The organism is Streptomyces cellostaticus, assembly GCF_023630175.1.
GTDB lineage: Bacteria > Actinomycetota > Actinomycetes > Streptomycetales > Streptomycetaceae > Streptomyces > Streptomyces cellostaticus_A.
Genome location: NZ_JALLIN010000060.1, coordinates 1 through 17,914, shown reverse-complemented (window position 1 = coordinate 17,914; position 17,914 = coordinate 1). Strand labels below are relative to the sequence as shown.

General features: G+C 72.2%; 13 protein-coding genes and 1 pseudogene. 8 read left to right on the top strand and 6 right to left on the bottom strand.

Annotation, left to right across the window (positions count from 1 at the left end):
• Positions 1-117: 117 nt before the first annotated feature.
• On the bottom strand, positions 118-3,633 hold the full coding sequence (metH, locus tag MXD57_RS28415) for a methionine synthase (protein ID WP_250405034.1): 3,516 nt from the start codon (positions 3,631-3,633) through the stop codon (positions 118-120).
• Between the two features lie 295 nt (positions 3,634-3,928).
• Here metH and MXD57_RS28410 point away from each other — a divergent pair, with 295 nt between their 5' ends.
• From MXD57_RS28410 to MXD57_RS28390, 5 genes are all read left to right on the top strand, one after another.
• Positions 3,929-4,693: an IclR family transcriptional regulator gene (locus MXD57_RS28410; RefSeq protein WP_250405033.1), complete on the top strand. Its 765-nt coding sequence runs from the start codon at positions 3,929-3,931 to the stop codon at positions 4,691-4,693.
• A gap of 376 nt (positions 4,694-5,069) precedes the next feature.
• The gene (locus MXD57_RS28405; RefSeq protein ID WP_250405032.1) at positions 5,070-5,864 is read left to right on the top strand and encodes an MIP/aquaporin family protein; all 795 of its coding nucleotides are present in this window, start codon (positions 5,070-5,072) and stop codon (positions 5,862-5,864) included.
• A gap of 69 nt (positions 5,865-5,933) precedes the next feature.
• Positions 5,934-7,472, top strand: a complete 1,539-nt coding sequence (gene glpK, locus MXD57_RS28400) for a glycerol kinase GlpK (protein WP_250405031.1) — start codon at positions 5,934-5,936, stop codon at positions 7,470-7,472.
• A 39-nt stretch (positions 7,473-7,511) separates the two neighbouring features.
• Entirely contained in the window at positions 7,512-9,128 is a 1,617-nt protein-coding gene (locus MXD57_RS28395) for a glycerol-3-phosphate dehydrogenase/oxidase (RefSeq protein ID WP_250405030.1), read from the top strand.
• A 396-nt stretch (positions 9,129-9,524) separates the two neighbouring features.
• Positions 9,525-10,532 carry a PAC2 family protein gene (locus MXD57_RS28390; RefSeq protein ID WP_250405029.1) on the top strand — a complete coding sequence of 336 codons (1,008 nt, stop codon included), beginning with the start codon at positions 9,525-9,527 and terminating at the stop codon, positions 10,530-10,532.
• A gap of 90 nt (positions 10,533-10,622) precedes the next feature.
• Here the strand turns inward: MXD57_RS28390 and mshC are convergent, their stop codons facing one another.
• From mshC to MXD57_RS28370, 4 genes are all read right to left on the bottom strand, one after another.
• Positions 10,623-11,852 carry a cysteine--1-D-myo-inosityl 2-amino-2-deoxy-alpha-D-glucopyranoside ligase gene (mshC, locus tag MXD57_RS28385; RefSeq protein WP_250405028.1) on the bottom strand — a complete coding sequence of 410 codons (1,230 nt, stop codon included), beginning with the start codon at positions 11,850-11,852 and terminating at the stop codon, positions 10,623-10,625.
• A 102-nt stretch (positions 11,853-11,954) separates the two neighbouring features.
• The gene (locus MXD57_RS28380; protein ID WP_250405027.1) at positions 11,955-12,785 is read right to left on the bottom strand and encodes an SCO1664 family protein; all 831 of its coding nucleotides are present in this window, start codon (positions 12,783-12,785) and stop codon (positions 11,955-11,957) included.
• Positions 12,749-13,339 carry a DUF3090 domain-containing protein gene (locus MXD57_RS28375; RefSeq protein ID WP_250405026.1) on the bottom strand — a complete coding sequence of 197 codons (591 nt, stop codon included), beginning with the start codon at positions 13,337-13,339 and terminating at the stop codon, positions 12,749-12,751. Before MXD57_RS28375 ends, MXD57_RS28380 begins: the two co-directional genes overlap by 37 nt.
• A 91-nt stretch (positions 13,340-13,430) precedes the next feature.
• Positions 13,431-14,117 (bottom strand): histidine phosphatase family protein, encoded by a 687-nt coding sequence (locus tag MXD57_RS28370; RefSeq protein WP_250405025.1) that lies wholly within the window; start codon positions 14,115-14,117, stop codon positions 13,431-13,433.
• A 62-nt stretch (positions 14,118-14,179) separates the two neighbouring features.
• Between MXD57_RS28370 and corA the strand changes: the two genes are divergently transcribed.
• Entirely contained in the window at positions 14,180-15,175 is a 996-nt protein-coding gene (corA, locus tag MXD57_RS28365; protein ID WP_250405024.1) for a magnesium/cobalt transporter CorA, read from the top strand.
• A 175-nt stretch (positions 15,176-15,350) separates the two neighbouring features.
• Here the strand turns inward: corA and MXD57_RS28360 are convergent, their stop codons facing one another.
• Positions 15,351-16,406 (bottom strand): LLM class F420-dependent oxidoreductase, encoded by a 1,056-nt coding sequence (locus tag MXD57_RS28360; protein WP_250405023.1) that lies wholly within the window; start codon positions 16,404-16,406, stop codon positions 15,351-15,353.
• A 198-nt stretch (positions 16,407-16,604) separates the two neighbouring features.
• Between MXD57_RS28360 and MXD57_RS28355 the strand changes: the two genes are divergently transcribed.
• Together MXD57_RS28355 and MXD57_RS28350 are read left to right on the top strand one after the other, a co-directional pair.
• Positions 16,605-17,585, top strand: coding sequence for an aldo/keto reductase (locus MXD57_RS28355; RefSeq protein ID WP_250405022.1), 981 nt, complete (start codon positions 16,605-16,607; stop codon positions 17,583-17,585).
• Positions 17,582-17,914 (top strand): annotated as a pseudogene (locus MXD57_RS28350) (DNA helicase RecD); the annotation flags it as partial. The gene MXD57_RS28355 and the pseudogene MXD57_RS28350, both read left to right, overlap by 4 nt.

Here is a 17,914-nt window from a genome sequence, read left to right as displayed (position 1 = left end):
ACCCCGGGCGCACGAAGCGCCTCGTTTACCACTCCGGGTCCTGGGTACCCCCTGTACCACCCCCGTGCGGGCCGGGAGGCTCCCCGGTGTGCCCGGACGCGTGGGCCGGCTGAGGCGTCAGCGGGCGTTGAAGTACTTGGCCTCCGGGTGGTGGATCACGATCGCGTCGGTGGACTGCTCGGGGTGGAGCTGGAACTCCTCGGAGAGCTGCACGCCGATCCGCTCGGGCCGCAGCAGCTCGGCGATCTTGGCGCGGTCCTCCAGGTCGGGGCAGGCGCCGTAGCCGAGGGAGAAGCGGGCGCCCCGGTACTTCAGGGCGAACATGTCCTCCATGGCGGCGGGGTCCTCACCGCCGAAGCCGAGTTCGGCGCGCACCCGGGCGTGCCAGTACTCGGCGAGCGCCTCGGCGAGCTGCACGGACAGTCCGTGCAGCTCGAGGTAGTCGCGGTAGGCGTCGGACGCGAAGAGCCGTGCGGTCTGCTCGCCGATCCGGGAGCCGACGGTGACGACCTGGAATCCGACGACGTCGGTCTCGCCGGACTCCTCCGGGCGGAAGAAGTCGGCGAGGCACAGGCGGCGGCCGCGGCGCTGGCGCGGGAAGGTGAAGCGGGTGCGTTCGTTGCCCCGCTCGTCCAGGATGATCAGGTCGTCGTCCTTGGAGACGCACGGGAAGTAGCCGTAGACGACGGCCGCCTCCAGCAGGTTCTGCGTCTGGAGCTGGTCCAGGAGGCCGCGCAGGCGGGGGCGGCCCTCGGTCTCCACCAGTTCCTCGTAGGTCGGGCCGTCACCGGCGCGGGCCTGCTTCAGGCCCCACTGGCCCTTGAACAGCGCGCCCTCGTCCAGCCAGCTCGCGTACTCCTTGAGCTGGATGCCCTTGATGACGCGGGTGTCCCAGAACGGCGGCGCGGGCACCGGGTTGTCGATGGCGACGTCGGAGCGGACGTGACCCTCCTCCGGGCGTTCCTCGACCTCGACGGAGGCGGCGGCGCGGACGCGGCGCTGCCGCAGTTCGGGCAGCCTGGCGCCGGGCACGCCGCGCTTGACGCCGATGAGGGCGTCCATCAGGCGCAGGCCCTCGAAGGCGTCGCGGGCGTAGCGGACCTCGCCGTCGTAGATCTCGTGCAGGTCCTGTTCGACGTAGGCGCGGGTGAGGGCGGCGCCGCCGAGGATGACCGGGAAGCGGGCGCCGAGGCCGCGCTGGTTCAGCTCCTCCAGGTTCTCCTTCATGATCACGGTGGACTTCACCAGGAGGCCGGACATGCCGATGACGTCGGCGCGGTGTTCCTCGGCGGCGTCCAGGATCGCGGAGACGGGCTGCTTGATGCCCAGGTTGACGACGTTGTAGCCGTTGTTGGACAGGATGATGTCGACGAGGTTCTTGCCGATGTCGTGGACGTCGCCGCGCACGGTGGCCAGCACGATGGTGCCCTTGCCCTCGGCGTCCGACTTCTCCATGTGCGGTTCGAGGTGGGCGACGGCCGTCTTCATGACCTCGGCGGACTGCAGGACGAACGGCAACTGCATCTGGCCGGAGCCGAACAGTTCGCCGACGACCTTCATGCCGTCCAGCAGGGTGTCGTTGACGATGTCCAGGGCGGGCCGGTCCTGGAGGGCCTCGTCGAGGTCGGCCTCCAGTCCGTTGCGCTCGCCGTCGATGATGCGCCGCTTGAGCCGTTCCTCCAGGGGCAGCGCGGCCAGTTCCTCCGCCTTGCCGGCCTTCAGGGACTTGGCGGTGGCGCCCTCGAAGAGCTGCATCAGCTTCTGCAGCGGGTCGTACCCCTCGGCGCGGCGGTCGTGGATCAGGTCGAGGGCCGTGCGGACCTCCTCCTCACTGAACCGGGCGATCGGGAGGATCTTGGAGGCGTGCACGATCGCCGAGTCCAGGCCCGCCTTGACGCATTCGTCGAGGAAGACGGAGTTCAGCAGGATGCGGGCGGCCGGGTTCAGGCCGAAGGAGATGTTGGACAGGCCCAGGGTGGTCTGGACGGCCGGGTGGCGGCGCTTGAGCTCGCGGATCGCCTCGATGGTGGCAAGGCCGTCCTTGCGGGACTCCTCCTGACCGGTGCAGATGGTGAAGGTCAGGGTGTCGATGAGGATGTCCTCCTCACGGACGCCCCAGTTCCCGGTCAGGTCGTCGATGAGCCGTTCGGCGATCTCGACCTTCTTCTCGGGGGTGCGGGCCTGGCCCTCCTCGTCGATGGTCAGCGCGATCAGCGCGGCGCCGTGTTCCCGGGCCAGTCCGGTGACCTTGGCGAAGCGGGAGCCCGGTCCGGCGCCGTCCTCGTAGTTCACGGAGTTGATCACGGCGCGGCCGCCGAGCTTCTCCAGGCCCGCCGCGAGGACGTCGACCTCGGTGGAGTCGAGGACGATCGGCAGGGTGGAGGCGGTGGCGAAGCGGCCGGCGAGTTCCTCCATGTCGGCGACGCCGTCGCGGCCGACGTAGTCCACGCACAGGTCGAGCATGTGCGCGCCCTCGCGGATCTGGTCGCGGGCCATCTCCACGCAGTCGTCCCAGCGGCCGTCGAGCATGGCCTCGCGGAACTTCTTGGATCCGTTGGCGTTGGTGCGCTCGCCGATCGCGAGGTAGGAGGTGTCCTGGCGGAACGGGACGCTCTGGTAGAGCGAGGAGGCGCCGGGCTCGGGGCGCGGGTCGCGGGTGCGCGGGGTGAGGCCCGCCACGCGTTCGACGACCTGGCGAAGGTGCTCGGGGGTGGTGCCGCAGCAGCCGCCGACGAGGCAGAGGCCGTACTCGCGGACGAAGGTCTCCTGGGCGTCGGCCAGCTCCGGGGCGCTCAGCGGGTAGTGCGCGCCGTCCTTGCCGAGCACCGGCAGACCCGCGTTGGGCATGCAGGACAGCGGGATGCGGGCGTTGCGGGCGAGGTACCGCAGGTGCTCGCTCATCTCGGCCGGGCCGGTGGCGCAGTTCAGGCCGATCATGTCGATGCCGAGCGGTTCGAGCGCGGTGAGGGCGGCGCCGATCTCGGAGCCGAGCAGCATGGTGCCGGTGGTCTCGACGGTCACGGACACGATCACCGGCAGGTCCAGACCGAGGGCGTCGAGGCCGCGGCGGGCGCCGAGCACGGCGGCCTTGGTCTGCAGCAGGTCCTGGGTGGTCTCCACGAGCAGCGCGTCGGCGCCGCCGCCGACCAGGCCCTCGGCGTTGCGCTGGTAGGCGTCGCGCAACGTGGTGTAGGGGGCGTGGCCGAGGGTGGGCAGCTTGGTGCCCGGGCCCATGGAGCCGAGGACCCAGCGGGGCCGGCCGTCCCGCGCGGTGAACCCGTCGGCGGCCTCGCGGGCGACGCGGGCGCCGGCCTCGGACAGTTCGTGCACGCGCTCGGGGATGTCGTACTCGCCGAGGGCGGAGTGGTTGGCCCCGAAGGTGTTGGTCTCGACGCAGTCGACGCCCACGGCGAAGTACGCCTCGTGGACGGAGCGGACGATGTCGGGGCGGGTGAGGTTGAGAATCTCGTTGCAGCCCTCGAGCTGCTGGAAGTCCTCGAGCGTCGGCTCCTGGGCCTGGAGCATCGTGCCCATCGCTCCGTCGGCGACCACCACACGGGTGGCGAGTGCCTCGCGGAGCGCGGACGCACGGGTCCGGCTGTCGGCGGAAGGGGTCGTTGGCGACGAGGCCATGAAGGGGCTCCCTGGGATGCGACGGCTGTCGGCTATGCGCCTTCCCCGGCGGGAACCGGGGCAGGGCACGGCGTCAGCGTAACCGGGAGTGGGCTTGGATGGGCACCGGCGTCCACGAGGCGGACGCCGGGCGTGCCGGACGGCCGGATCTCCACGGGCGGGCCGCGCCGGATGTAACAGCTGTCGTCCGAACCATTGGCGGCAGGTCGACATGGACCGGTAGTGTTCGACATTGCCGAACAGGGTGTTCTGCGCTGTGCGGCATTGGTCGAAGGGGACGGAGGGCAGGACGGCGATGGCACGGAACATCCAGTCGCTCGAACGGGCGGCGGCGATGCTGCGGCTGCTCGCGGGCGGCGAGCGGCGGCTCGGCCTCTCGGACATCGCCTCGTCGCTGGGCCTCGCCAAGGGCACCGCCCACGGCATCCTGCGGACCCTGCAGCAGGAGGGGTTCGTCGAACAGGACGACGTGTCCGGCCGCTATCAGCTCGGCGCCGAACTGCTGCGCCTCGGCACCACCTATCTGGACGTGCACGAGCTGCGGGCACGGGCCCTGGTGTGGACCGACGACCTGGCCCGCTCCAGCGGGGAGAGCGTCTACCTGGGCGTGCTGCACCAGCAGGGCGTCCTGATCGTGCACCACGTCTTCCGGCCTGACGACAGCCGGCAGGTGCTGGAGATAGGGGCCATGCAGCCGCTGCACTCCACGGCGCTGGGCAAGGTGCTCTCCGCCTACGACCCGGTGGCGCACAGCGAGGCCATGGAGGCGGACCGCAAACCCTTCACGGACCGCACGGTGTGCGAGCCGGAGGACTTCGAGCACCTGCTGGACCTCACGCGCGCGCGGGGCTACGCGGCGGACGTGGAGGAGACCTGGGAGGGCGTGGCGTCGATCGCCGCGCCGATCCACGACCGGCGCCGGATGCCGGTGGGCGCGGTCGGTATCGCGGGCGCGGTGGAGCGGCTGGGCCGGGACGGCGAGCTGCGTCCGGAGCTGATCGCCGCGGTGCGCGACTGCGCCCGCGCGGTGTCGCGGGACCTGGGCGCGGGGCGTTTCTGACCGGCGGCGATCCACCGCCGGGCGACGGCCGGACCGGGCCGGACGAAGCGAAGGACGACCGGGACGCGAGGCGGCGTTCCGGTTCTCGCCATACCCTGAAGTGGACATATCGGGCGAGCAGGTACGTCAGTGCAGGAAGAGCGACAACCGGCAGCGATCAATAACGATCCTGTTTTCGACAACAGAACCCTTGACGCACGCGTGACGCCGAAGCAAGACTCCCGTCCATCGGTCGGCATTGTCGAACACCTAACGGCAATACGCGCTAGAGTGTGACAACGCCAAGGGCCGGCATCGCTCTCACCCCCGAGGGCGCCAGAACCCCCGGAGGGACCCGGGGTTCGGTTTCCCTGGACGAAGGACAAAGGAGTCGCGGGTGTCCAGCTCCGACATCTTCATCGGCGAGACCATAGGTACCGCCATACTCATCCTGCTCGGCGGTGGCGTGTGCGCCGCCGTGACGCTGAAGGCCTCCAAGGCCCGTAACGCCGGCTGGCTCGCCATCACCTTCGGGTGGGGCTTCGCCGTACTGACGGCCGTCTACACCTCGGCGCCGCTCTCCGGCGCCCATCTGAACCCGGCCGTGACGCTCGCTCTCGCGATCAAGGACAAGGACTTCAGCAACCTGCCCGTGTACTGGGGCGGTCAGCTTCTCGGCGCCATGATCGGCGCGGCCCTGGTCTGGGCGGCCTACTACGGCCAGTTCCACGCCCACCTCACCGACAAGGAGATCGTCGGCGGTCCGGGGGCGCAGGCCACGACGGTCAAGGCCGTCGAGGCCCAGGAGAAGGGCGCGGGCCCGGTCCTGGGCGTCTTCTCCACCGGTCCGGAGATCCGGAACGCGGTGCAGAACCTCCTCACGGAGATCATCGGCACCGTCGTTCTGGTGCTCGCCGTCCTCACCCAGGGCCTGAACGACCAGGGCAACGGCCTGGGCACCCTGGGCGCCCTGATCACCGCCCTCGTGGTCGTCTCCATCGGCCTCTCCCTCGGCGGACCCACGGGCTACGCCATCAACCCGGCCCGTGACCTCGGCCCCCGCATCGTCCACGCCCTGCTGCCCCTGCCCAACAAGGGCGGTTCCGACTGGAGCTACGCCTGGGTCCCGGTGGTCGGTCCGCTGATCGGCGGCGCGATCGCCGCAGGCATCTACAACGTCGCCTTCGTCTAGGAAGCACCGAGCCTCCGCGCAAGCGCCGTACGTAAAGCCCCATCACCACGGATCTCTCAGGAGCACACAGTGACCGACGCCCACACCGCAGGCCCGTTCATCGCCGCGATCGACCAGGGCACCACCTCCTCGCGCTGCATCGTCTTCGACAAGGACGGCCGGATCGTCTCCGTCGACCAGAAGGAGCACGAGCAGATCTTCCCGAAGCCGGGCTGGGTCGAGCACAACGCCACCGAGATCTGGACCAACGTCCAGGAAGTCGTCGCCGGGGCCGTCCAGAAGGCCGGCATCACCCGCGACGACATCAAGGCCATCGGCATCACCAACCAGCGCGAGACCACCGTGCTGTGGGACAAGAACACCGGTGAGCCCGTCCACAACGCCATCGTCTGGCAGGACACCCGCACCGACGCCCTCTGCCGGGAGCTGGGCCGCAATGTCGGCCAGGACCGCTTCCGCCGCGAGACCGGCCTGCCGCTGGCCTCGTACTTCGCCGGGCCCAAGGCCCGCTGGCTGCTCGACAACGTCGACGGCCTCGCGGAGCGCGCCGCGGCGGGCGACATCCTGTTCGGCACCATGGACAGCTGGGTCATCTGGAACCTGACCGGCGGTGTCAACGGCGGCAAGCACGTCACCGACGTCACCAACGCCTCCCGCACCATGCTCATGAACCTGCACACGATGCGGTGGGACGAGAAGATCGCCGAGTCCATCGGCGTGCCGCTGCAGATCCTGCCCGAGATCCGCTCCTCCGCCGAGGTGTACGGCGAGGTCACCGGCGGCAAGCTGGGCGACCTGCTGGGCGGCATCCCGGTCGCCTCCGCGCTCGGCGACCAGCAGGCGGCCCTGTTCGGGCAGACCTGCTTCTCCGAGGGCGAGACCAAGTCCACCTACGGCACCGGCACCTTCATGGTGATGAACACCGGTGACAAGATCATCAACTCCTACGCCGGTCTGCTGACCACCGTCGGCTACAAGATCGGCGACCAGCCGACGGTCTACGCCCTCGAGGGCTCGATCGCCGTCACGGGCTCCCTGGTGCAGTGGATGCGCGACCAGATGGGCCTGATCTCCACCGCGGCCGAGATCGAGACGCTCGCGCTCTCGGTCGAGGACAACGGCGGCGCCTACTTCGTACCGGCCTTCTCCGGCCTGTTCGCCCCGCACTGGCGCTCCGACGCCCGCGGTGTGATCGCCGGCCTGACCCGGTACGTCACCAAGGCGCACCTCGCCCGCGCGGTCCTGGAGGCCACCGCCTGGCAGACGCGGGAGATCGCCGACGCCATGATCAAGGACTCCGGCGACGAGCTGGTGACCCTGAAGGTCGACGGCGGCATGACCGCCAACAACCTGCTGATGCAGACACTCTCGGACGTCCTGGACGCACCCGTGGTGCGCCCGATGGTCGCCGAGACCACCTGCCTCGGCGCCGCATACGCCGCCGGCCTCGCCGTCGGCTTCTGGTCCAGCACCGACGAACTGCGCGCCAACTGGCGCCGGGCCGCGGAGTGGACCCCCCGGATGGACGCGGAGACCCGCGACCGTGAGTACAAGAGCTGGCTCAAGGCCGTCGACCGGACCATGGGCTGGATCGAGGACGAGAGCTGAGACGGCTCCGACAGCTCTGACGAGGAGTAAGTACCCGAAATGACCAGTCAGTCCACCCTGCAGTCCGTGCCTGCCCTGGGAACGCACCCGGCCTCCGGCTCCAACCCGAGCCGCGCCGAGACCAGGGAGCAACTCGCCAAGGCGTCGTACGACCTTCTTGTGATCGGCGGCGGCATCCTGGGCATCTCCACCGCCTGGCACGCCGCGCAGTCCGGACTCAGGGTGGCGCTGGTCGACGCCGGCGACTTCGCCGGTGCCACCTCCTCCGCCTCCTCCAAGCTGCTCCACGGCGGTCTGCGCTACCTGCAGACCGGCGCGGTGAAGCTGGTGGCGGAGAACCACTTCGAGCGCCGTGCGGTCTCCCGCCAGGTGGCCCCCCACCTGGCGAACCCGCTCACGTTCTACCTCCCCGTGTACAAGGGCGGGCCGCACGGCGCGGCGAAGCTCGGCGCGGGCGTCTTCGCCTACTCCGCGCTCTCCGCGTTCGGCGACGGCGTCGGCCACCTGCTCTCCCCCGCCAAGGCGGCGCAGGACGTGCCCGAGCTGCGCACCGACAACCTCAAGGCCGTGGCCGTCTACGGCGACGACCAGATGAACGACGCCCGCATGGCGCTGATGACGGTCCGCGCGGCCGTCGAGGCGGGCGCGGTGGTGCTCAACCACGCCGAGGTCTCCGGACTGCGCTTCACGAAGGGCCGGGTCACCGGCGCCGAACTCCGGGACCGGATCTCCGGCTCCGAGTTCGGGGTCAACGCCCGCCTGGTGCTGAACGCGACCGGCCCCTGGGTCGACCACCTGCGCCGGATGGAGGACCCGAACGCGGCGCCCTCGATCCGCCTGTCCAAGGGCGCGCACCTGGTGCTGAAGCGCACCGCCCCCTGGAAGGCCGCCCTCGCCACCCCGATCGACAAGTACCGCATCACCTTCGCCCTCCCCTGGGAGGACATGCTGCTGCTCGGCACCACCGACGAGGAGTACGAGGGCGACCCGGCGGACGTGTCCGTCACCGAGAAGGACATAGCCCAGATCCTGGACGAGGCCGCGTTCTCCGTCCGGGACCAGCAGCTCCAGCGCGACCTGATGACCTACGCCTTCGCCGGTCTGCGGGTGCTGCCGGGCGGCCCCGGCGACACCGCCAAGGCCAAGCGCGAGACGGTCGTGACCGAGGGCAGGGGGGGCATGCTGTCCGTCGCGGGCGGCAAGTGGACGACCTTCCGCCACATCGGCCGCACCGTGATGCAGAAGCTGGAGGAGCTGCCGGGCCACCCGCTCGGCGACGACTTCGAGCCGATCTCCTCGCTGCCGAAGAAGCTTCCGCTGCCCGGCGTCGCCAACCCGCGCGCGGTCGCCCACCGCCTGCTGGTGGACCACCCGGCGCCCGGCCCGCGGATGGCCGCCGACACCGCCAAGCACCTGGCCACCCACTACGGCTCCCTGGCCTTCGACATCGCCCGGCTGGCGAACGAGCACCCGGAGCTGGCCCGGCGCGTCCACCCGGACGCCCCGGAGATCTGGGCGCAGGTCGTCTGGGCCCGCGACCACGAGTGGGCCGAGACGGCGGACGACGTGCTGCGCCGCCGCACCACGCTGACGATCCGCGGCCTCGCCACGGACGAGGTCCGCGCCAAGGTCCAGGACCTGCTCGACGGCAGGTAGGCCCGGACGGCGGCCGGCCCCCTTCCCTGACCAGGGCCGGCCGCCGTCGCCGCGCCGGAACCCGCCGCACCGGGTCCGGAAGGGCGGAAGGGGCGGCTCCACGCCGATGGAGCCGCCCCTTTCCGTCGCGCCCCGCCCGTACAGCCGGCCGTCGCGGCCGCAACACGGCGTGCCCCGGGCCCGGTTGGGCACCGCACCGCCCGCGGGCCGGGTGGCCGTCCCGCGGGTGGTGCGGCGGGCGCGGCGGTGCGGTGCCGCGAGGGCGCGCCGGGTGTTCATGCGTGGCGAACGGGGCAGTGATCCGGGCAGCCCCCCGGTCACGGGGGTCGCGGGCGCTCCCGCCGGACGCCGTAAGGTTGGGTGGTCAGGCGAGAGCACGTCGGAAGGAGGCACTGGGTGATCGAGCTGGAGGGGGTTCCCGAGCTGATCGACCCAGTCATGGTGGCCGCGTTCGAGGGCTGGAACGATGCCGGTGACGCCGCCTCCACGGCGGTCGCGCACCTGGAACGCGAGTGGAAGGGCGAGGTGTTCGCGGCGCTGGACGCCGAGGACTACTACGACTTCCAGGTGAACCGCCCCACGGTGTTCATGGACGGCGGGGTGCGCAAGATCACATGGCCGACGACCAGACTGTCGGTGGTGCGGGTCGGCGGGGAGAAGCCGCGCGACCTGGTACTGGTCCGGGGCATCGAACCGTCCATGCGCTGGCGGTCGTTCTGCAACGAACTGCTGGGCTTCGCGCACGAGCTGGGAGTGGAGCTGGTGGTCGTCCTGGGCGCCCTGCTCGGTGACACCCCGCACACCCGTCCGGTGCCGGTCAGCGGGGTCACCTCCGACCCCGACCTGGCCCGCCGCATGGACCTGGAGGAGACCAAGTACGAGGGCCCCACGGGCATCGTCGGGGTCCTGCAGGAGGCCTGCACGCACGCGGGGGTTCCGGCGGTGTCGCTGTGGGCGGCGGTGCCGCACTACGTCTCCCAGCCGCCCAATCCCAAGGCCACCCTGGCCCTGCTCAACCGGCTGGAGGACCTGCTGGACCTGCGCGTCCCGCAGGGCGAGCTGCCCGAGGACGCGCGCGCCTGGCAGGTGGGCGTGGACCAGCTCGCCGCCGAGGACAGCGAGGTCGCCGAGTACGTGCAGACGCTGGAGGAGGCCCGGGACACCGCAGAGCTGCCCGAGGCGTCCGGCGAGGCGATCGCCCGCGAGTTCGAGCGGTACCTGCGGCGCCGGGACGTCGGCCCGGCGGGGGGACACGCCACGGCGGACGGTGGCGAGGGCGGCTCCTTCCGGCGGGACGCGCCCCGTGACACGCCCGGCGGACGCACCCGCCCGCCGAGGCCGGCCAAGCCGGACACGGACACCGCCGGCGGCGAGGGCGACGACGAGGACGGCGCCGAGGGCTGAGAGTCCGAGGGACGGCGAAGGGGCGGTACGCGCGTCGCGTACCGCCCCTTCGCCGTCAGGCCGGGCGCCCGCCCGTACCGGGCGGGCGCGTCACAGGGCCACGCCGAGCAGCGCGTCCACGGCCCGGGAGACCAGGCCGGGGGCGCCGGTGTCGGTGCCGCCCTCCCGGTGCTGCCGCTCGGCCCAGCGGTCGACCGCGGCGAGCGCGGCGGGCGCGTCGAGGTCGTCGGCGAGGGCCGCGCGGATCTCGTCGACGAGTGCGTCGGCGCCGGGGCCGTCGGGCCGGGAGACGGCGGCCCGCCAGCGGCCGAGCCGGTCCTCCGCGTCCCGCAGGACCTGGTCGGTCCACTCCCAGTCGGAGCGGTAGTGGTGGGCGAGCAGGGTCAGCCGGATCGCGGCCGGGTCGACGCCGTCGCGGCGCAGCCCGGACACGAAGACCAGGTTGCCCTTGGACTTCGACATCTTCTCGCCGTGCAGGGCGACCATCCCGGCGTGCACGTACGCCTTGGCCATGGGGAACTCGCCGGTGAGCACCTGGGCGTGCGAGGCGCCCATCTCGTGGTGCGGGAAGGCCAGGTCGGAACCGCCGCCCTGCACGTCGAAGCCCATGCCCAGGTGGTCGAGGGCGATGGCCACGCACTCGATGTGCCAGCCGGGGCGGCCGCGGCCGAGGGTGCCGCCGTCCCAGCTCGGCTCGCCCTCGCGGGCGGCCATCCACAGCATCGGGTCCAGCGGGTTCTTCTTGCCCGGCCGGTCCGGGTCGCCGCCGCGCTCGGCGGACAGCAGCCGCATCGCGGCCGCGTCGAGGTTGGAGACCTGGCCGAAGTGCGGGTCGGACTCGACGGAGAAGTAGACGTCGCCGTCGAGCTCGTAGGCCGCGCCGAGCTCGCGCAGCCGCTCCACGAGCGGGACGATGCCGGGTATGGCCTCGACGGCGCCTATGTAGTGCTGGGGCGGGAGCATCCTGAGGGCGGTCATGTCCTCACGGAAGAGGGTGGTCTCCTTCTCGGCGAGGGCGACCCAGTCGACGCCGTCCCGGTCCGCACGCTGCAGCAGCGGATCGTCGACGTCGGTGACGTTCTGGACGTAGTGGACCTGCCGCTTGGTGTCGAGCCACACGCGCTGGACGAGGTCGAACGCGTTGTAGGTCGCCGCGTGCCCCATGTGGGTCGCGTCGTACGGCGTGATGCCGCAGACGTAGATACGGGCGACGGGACCGGGGTCGAGGGTGACGAGGCCGCCGGTCGCGGTGTCGTGGATCCTCAGGTCGCGGCCCTGACCAGGCAGGGCGGGGACCTCGGAAGCGGGCCAGGCATGCATGTACATGAGCCTAACCGGCCGCGAGCCGCGGGTACGAACGGGACCGGCCCGGACGGCCGGTTGTGCGTTCTTGCGGTTCCCGCGGGGATGTGCCGGCCGCGCTCACACGGGCGGCCAGGGGATCGCCGGCCACTCCCCGCCCGGCTCCGGGTGGAGCCCGGTCGCCAGCAGACCGTCGACCCGCGCGCGCGTGGCGTCGACCTCGGCCGGGGTGATCAGCGCCGCCAGCCGCCCGGCCAGCCCACCGTCCCCGGCGAGGGCTCCCCGCAGCGCGCTCAGCACCTCCACGGCCTCGGCGGTGAGCGGTTCCCCGGCCCAGCCCCACAGCAGGGTGCGCAGCTTGTCCTCGGTGCTGAAGGTGACCCCGTGGTCGATGCCGTAGAGCCGGCCGTCCTCGGTGGGCAGCAGGTGCCCGCCCTTGCGGTCGGCGTTGTTGATCACGGCGTCGAGGACGGCCAGGCGGCGCAGCCGCTCGTCGTCGGCGTGGACGAGCAGCGCGGTACGGCCCTCGCCGACGTCGGCGAGGGCGACCGCCTTCCAGCCCGGCTCCGGTTCCTCGGCGTCCACCAGGGCGAGCAGCTCCGCCTCGGCCGCGTCGATCCAGAGCTGGCACATGCCCTCGCCGTACGGGCCGTCGCGCAGCACGGTGGGCGGGACCAGGCCCCAGCCGGTGGCCTCGGAGACCTCGTAGGCGGCCACCTCGCGGCCGGCCAGGGTGCCGTCGGGGAAGTCCCACAGCGGGCGCTCCCCGGCCACCGGCTTGTACACGCAGGAGGCCTCCCGGCCGTCGAGGGCGACCGTGCAGAACAGCGCCGCGTTGGACGCCTCGCGGATGCGTCCGCGCACGGACAGCTCACCGCGCGCCAGCAGCTCGGCGGCGCCGTCGTCCGCGGCCGTCACGCTCCGCGGCGGTATCCGTTCTGGCGCGGACATACGTGTCCTTCCGGGTCGAGCGGGAGGCTGCACAGCGGGCACGGCGGCCGCCCGGCGTTGACGACGTCCAGGGCGCGCTTGGCGAAGGCCCTGGCCTGCGCGCCGGTCAGCCGGACCCGCAGCATCGGGGGCCCGTTCTCCTCGTCCTGGAGCAGTCGCTCCTCGGCCTCGGCGAGGTCCTCCTCGTTGTCGGCGTCCAGCTCCACCAGGGCCTGCGCCTCCACGATCATGCGCTGTTCCTCGCCGTCCCAGGCCAGGGCCATGGTGCCGACCCGGAACTCCTCCTCGACGGGGGTGTCCAGCGGGCCGGTGTCGGCGACCTCCGTGGGCGCGACGGCGGGGACGGCGGCGCTGCCGCCGCTGCGCCGTACGACCTCGTCCAGCAGCTCGTCCATGCGCTCGGCGAGTGCGGCGACCTGGGTCTTCTCCAGGGCCACGCTGGTCACCCGGGAGCCGGCGATGGCCTGGAGGAAGAACGTACGGCGTCCGGGCAGCCCGACCGTGCCCGCGACGAAGCGGTCCGGTGGGTCGAAGAGGAACACCTGACGGGACACGTCCTGTCTCCATTTGGAATCGGGGATTGCTGGGGTGCGGGCCGTTGCGGGTGCCACGGGGTGGACCGCTTCACCCTACTGCGGGCGACGATCACGGTGCGCCCGCACCACCACCGACCGGTGCGTCGCCCTCGCCGGTGTCCTCGCGCGGGGCGAGCGAGGTGAGGTCCCCGGTGTCGCCGAGGCGGACGAGGAACGGCCTGAGGCGGGTGTAGCGGATCGCGGTGACCGAGCAGGGTTCCACGGAGATCCGCTGGAACAGGTCGAGGTGGAGTCCGAGGGCTTCGGCGACGAGCGACTTGATGACGTCGCCGTGCGAGCACACGAGGTAGACCGCGTCGGCGCCGTGGTCGCGCTCCACGCGCGCGTTCCACTCCCGCACGGCCTCGGCGGCGCGGGTCTGCATCGCCCGCATGGACTCGCCGCCCGGGAAGGCGGCGGCCGACGGGTGGGCCTGGACGACCTCCATCAGCGGCTCGTCCTTCAGCTCGGCGAGTTTGCGTCCGGACCAGTCGCCGTAGTGGCACTCCCCGACGCGTTCGTCGGTGTGGGCGCGCAGTCCGGGCCTGGCGGCGAGCAGCGGCGCCACGGTCTCCTGGCAGCGTTGCAGGGGGCTCGCGACGACCTCGGCGAGCGGCAGGCCCGCGAGCCGGCCGGGCAGCGCGGCGGCCTGTGCGGCGCCGCGCTCGTCCAGGGCGACGCCTGGCGTCCACCCGGCGAGCACACCCGAGGTGTTGGCGGTCGACCGTCCGTGCCTGACGAGGATCAGCGTGGGCATGCGGCCCAGGGTAAGCGCATCAGGACAAGCACCGGTGAACGGTCGAAGGGAGAATGCGCTCCGTGATCGTGGACTGCGCCGTGTACCGGCACGGGCTCCGTACCGAGGGCCCTGAGGACCTTTCCGACGCGCTGGACGAGGCGCGGGCGGCGGGCGGCTTCGTGTGGATCGGGCTGCACGAGCCGTCGGAACGGGAGTTCGACCTGGTCACCCGGGAGTTCGGGCTGCACCCGCTGGCGGTCGAGGACGCCCTCAAGGCCCATCAGCGGCCCAAACTGGAGGTGTACGACGACTCACTCTTCATGGTCCTCAAACCGGTCGTGTACGAGCCGGAGAGCGACACCGTCTCGGCCGGGGAGGTCATGGTGTTCGTCGGCGACGGCTTCGTGGTGACGGTCCGGCACGGCGTGGGGGCGCCGCTGGCGACCGTACGGCGCCGTCTGGAGGAGGACCCGGAGATGCTCGGCAAGGGCCCCACCTCGGTGCTGTACGCGATCTCCGACGCCGTGGTGGACCACTACCTGGAGGTGGCCACGGAGCTGCAGACCGACCTGGAGGAGCTGGAGGCGGAGGTGTTCGAGCCGGTGAGCGGCGGTTCGCGGCACACCGCGTCGCGCATCTACGCGTTCAAGCGGCAGGTCCTGGAGTTCCGCCGGGCGACCGGGCCGCTCGCGGTGCCGCTGACCCGGCTGGCCGGCACCGGACCGCTCGGCGGCGGCGTGCGGTTCGTGGACGACAAGGCGCGGCCCTTCTTCCGGGACGTGAGCGACCACCTCACGCGCGTGAACGAGTCCGTGGAGAGCCTGGACCGGCTGGTGTCGGACATCCTGTCGGCGCACCTGGCGCAGACGAGCGTGCGGCAGAACGACGACATGCGGAAGATCTCCGCCTGGGCGGCGATGGCCGCGGTGCCGACGATGATCGCGGGCGTGTACGGCATGAACTTCGACCACATGCCGGAGCTGCACTGGCTGTGGTCGTATCCGGTGGTGATCGTGGCGATGGCGGTGCTGGAGGTGCTGCTGTACCGGCAGTTCAAGCGGCGCGGCTGGCTGTGAGGGGGCGCCGGGGGCCGGGAGAGCGGCCGCCGGGGGCCCGCGGCGGGCCGTCCGCGAGAAGGACCGCCGGGGGCCGTGACCAACCGGCGTCCGGCGCGTTGTTCCGCGTGACGGCCGTGGCGGGGAAGACCCCCGAGCCCCCACCACGGCCGCAGAACTTCCCGCCGGGCGGGTCCTACCCGAGGCCGGCGCGCTCCAGGGCCTCGCTGCCGGCCCGCAGCGAGGCGATCCGCTCGTCGAGCGTGAAGCCCGCCGGGGCCAGGGAGAGGGTGGTGACGCCGGCGGCGGCGTAGGCCTTCATCCGGTCCGCGACACGGTCCACGGAGCCCAGCAGCGTGGTCTTGTCGATCAGGTCCTGCGGAACCGCGGCCGCCGCGCCCTGCTTGTCGCCGGACAGGTACTTCTCCTGGATCTCGGCGGCCTCCTTCTCGTACCCCATGCGCTGGGCGAGCCGGTTGTAGAAGTTCTGCTTGAAGCTGCCCATGCCGCCGACGTACAGCGCGGTGTAGGGGCGGAAGGTGTCGGCGAGGCGGGAGACGTCCTTGTCGTCGCCGACGGCCAGCGGCAGGGTCGGGCAGATGTCGAACCCGTCGAGGGTCTTGCCGGCCTTCTCCCGTCCGGCGCGCAGGTGCGTGATGGTGGTGTCCTCGAGGTGCTCGGCGGACGGGAAGATCAGCAGGGCGCCGTCGGCGATCTCGCCGGTCTGCTCCAGGTTCTTCGGGCCGATGGCGGCGATGTACAGCGGGATGTGCTCGCGCTGCGGGTGCACGGTCAGCTTGATCGGCTTGCCCGGGCCGCCGGGCAGCGGCAGCGTCCAGTGCTCGCCCTCGAACGACAGGCGCTCGCGGGTCATCGCCCGGCGGACGATCTCCACGTACTCCCGGGTGCGGGAGAGCGGCTTGTCGAACCTGACGCCGTACCAGCCCTCGGAGACCTGCGGTCCGGAGACGCCGAGGCCGAGCCGGAAGCGGCCCTGGGACAGCGAGTCCAGGGTGGCCGCGGTCATCGCGGTCATGGCCGGCTGCCGGGCCGGGATCTGGAAGATCGCCGAACCGACGTCGATACGCTCGGTCTGGGCGGCGACCCAGCTGAGCACGGTGGCCGCGTCCGAGCCGTACGCCTCGGCGGCCCAGCACACGGCGTAGCCCAGCCGCTCGGCCTCCTGCGCGACGGCCAGATTGTCCGCGTCCATCCCGGCACCCCAGTAGCCGAGGTTGATCCCGAGCTGCATGGCCGAATCCCCTTACCCATGAGTAACGTCCGTTGGCTGCGACCTTAGCGAGCCGGGGCGGTCCCCGCACAGCCCCCGTGCGCCGCGCCCCGCCCGCGCCGGTGCCGCCACCGGCCGGTGATCCGGGCGTCCGGCGGGGCGGATCCGGTTGTCCACAGGCAACCCACGGCACCAGTTCCGGCCAGTAATCTCCCGCACATGGAGCAGAGGCATCTCGGCCGTACCGGCCTGCGCGTGTCCCGGATCGGGCTCGGCACTCTCACCTGGGGCCGGGACACCGACGAGCACGACGCCGCGGACATGCTGAAGACCTTCTGGGAGGCCGGCGGCACCCTCGTCGACACCGCGGACGTGTACGGCGACGGTGAGGCGGAGTACCTGCTGGGGCGGCTGATGGACGGCCTGGTGCCCCGCCGGGACCTGGTGATCTCCACCAAGGCGGGCAGCGTCGCCGACCCGGACCGCCGCGTCGACGGCTCCCGCGGCCATCTGCTCGCCGCCCTGGACGCCTCGCTGACCCGCCTCGGCACCGACCACGTCGACCTCTGGCAGATCCACGCCCCCGATCCCGGCACCCCGCTCGAGGAGACCCTCCAGGCCCTCGACGTGGCGGTGAGCAGTGGCCGCGCCCGGTACGTGGGCGTCGCCAACTTCTGCGGCTGGCAGCTCGCGAAGGCGGCCACCTGGCAGCTCGCCGCGCCGGGCCGTACCCGGCTGGCAGGCACCCAGCTCGAGTACTCGCTGCTCCAGCGCGGCGCCGAGCGCGAGGTGCTGCCCGCCGCGCTCGACCTGGGCGTGGGTCTGCTGCCCTCCTCCCCGCTGGGCCGCGGTGTGCTCACCGGCAAGTACCGCCACGCCACTCCGGCGGACTCGCGCGGGGCCTCCGAGCACCTCGCGCCGTTCGTCGAGCCGTACCTCGACGACACCGCCGCGCACATCGTGGACGCCGTCACGACGGCCGCGGACGGGCTCGCGGTCACACCGCTCCAGGTGGCACTCGCCTGGGTCAGGGACCGGCCCGGGGTGGCCGCCCCGATCGTCGGCTCGCGCAACGCGCAGCAGCTCACGGCGGCGCTGTCAGTGGAGGCGCTTAGTCTTCCTGACGAGATCTGCAGGGCGCTGGACGACGTGTCGGCGCCCGTGCACCGCTATCCCGATCACGACTGGAGCACGCTGTGAGCACGGAGCCGGAGACCACGGAGGACACCGGGCCCGAGGCCCCGGAAGCCCCGGAGAGCCCGGACACGGAGCGGACCCCGGAGCAGGGCGCGGCGGCCGGCGACGCGCCGGGGAGCACGGCGGCGGAGCCGGCCGGCGACGCGGGCGGGCCGGAGCTGTCCGAGGCGGAGGCCGAGCTGGCCGCGCAACGGATGGAGCGGGAACGGATCGAGCGGCGCAAGGCCGAGCGGACGGCGCCCGTCGCCAGCGGCACCGCGCTCAGCGGGAAGGCGGCCGAACTGCTCGCCGCGGTCCGGGCGGTGGAGAGCGGCGAGCAGCCGGCCGCCGCG

Excerpts from the sequence above, each read along its gene's own strand:
- metH (WP_250405034.1), bottom strand. The coding sequence starts at position 3,633 with ATGGCCTCGTCGCCAACGACCCCTTCCGCCGACAGCCGGACCCGTGCG.
- MXD57_RS28410 (WP_250405033.1), top strand. The coding sequence starts at position 3,929 with ATGGCACGGAACATCCAGTCGCTCGAACGGGCGGCGGCGATGCTGCGG.
- MXD57_RS28395 (WP_250405030.1), top strand. The coding sequence starts at position 7,512 with ATGACCAGTCAGTCCACCCTGCAGTCCGTGCCTGCCCTGGGAACGCAC.
- mshC (WP_250405028.1), bottom strand. The coding sequence starts at position 11,852 with ATGCATGCCTGGCCCGCTTCCGAGGTCCCCGCCCTGCCTGGTCAGGGC.
- MXD57_RS28380 (WP_250405027.1), bottom strand. The coding sequence starts at position 12,785 with ATGTCCGCGCCAGAACGGATACCGCCGCGGAGCGTGACGGCCGCGGAC.
- MXD57_RS28370 (WP_250405025.1), bottom strand. The coding sequence starts at position 14,117 with ATGCCCACGCTGATCCTCGTCAGGCACGGACGGTCGACCGCCAACACC.
- MXD57_RS28360 (WP_250405023.1), bottom strand. The coding sequence starts at position 16,406 with ATGCAGCTCGGGATCAACCTCGGCTACTGGGGTGCCGGGATGGACGCG.
- MXD57_RS28355 (WP_250405022.1), top strand. The coding sequence starts at position 16,605 with ATGGAGCAGAGGCATCTCGGCCGTACCGGCCTGCGCGTGTCCCGGATC.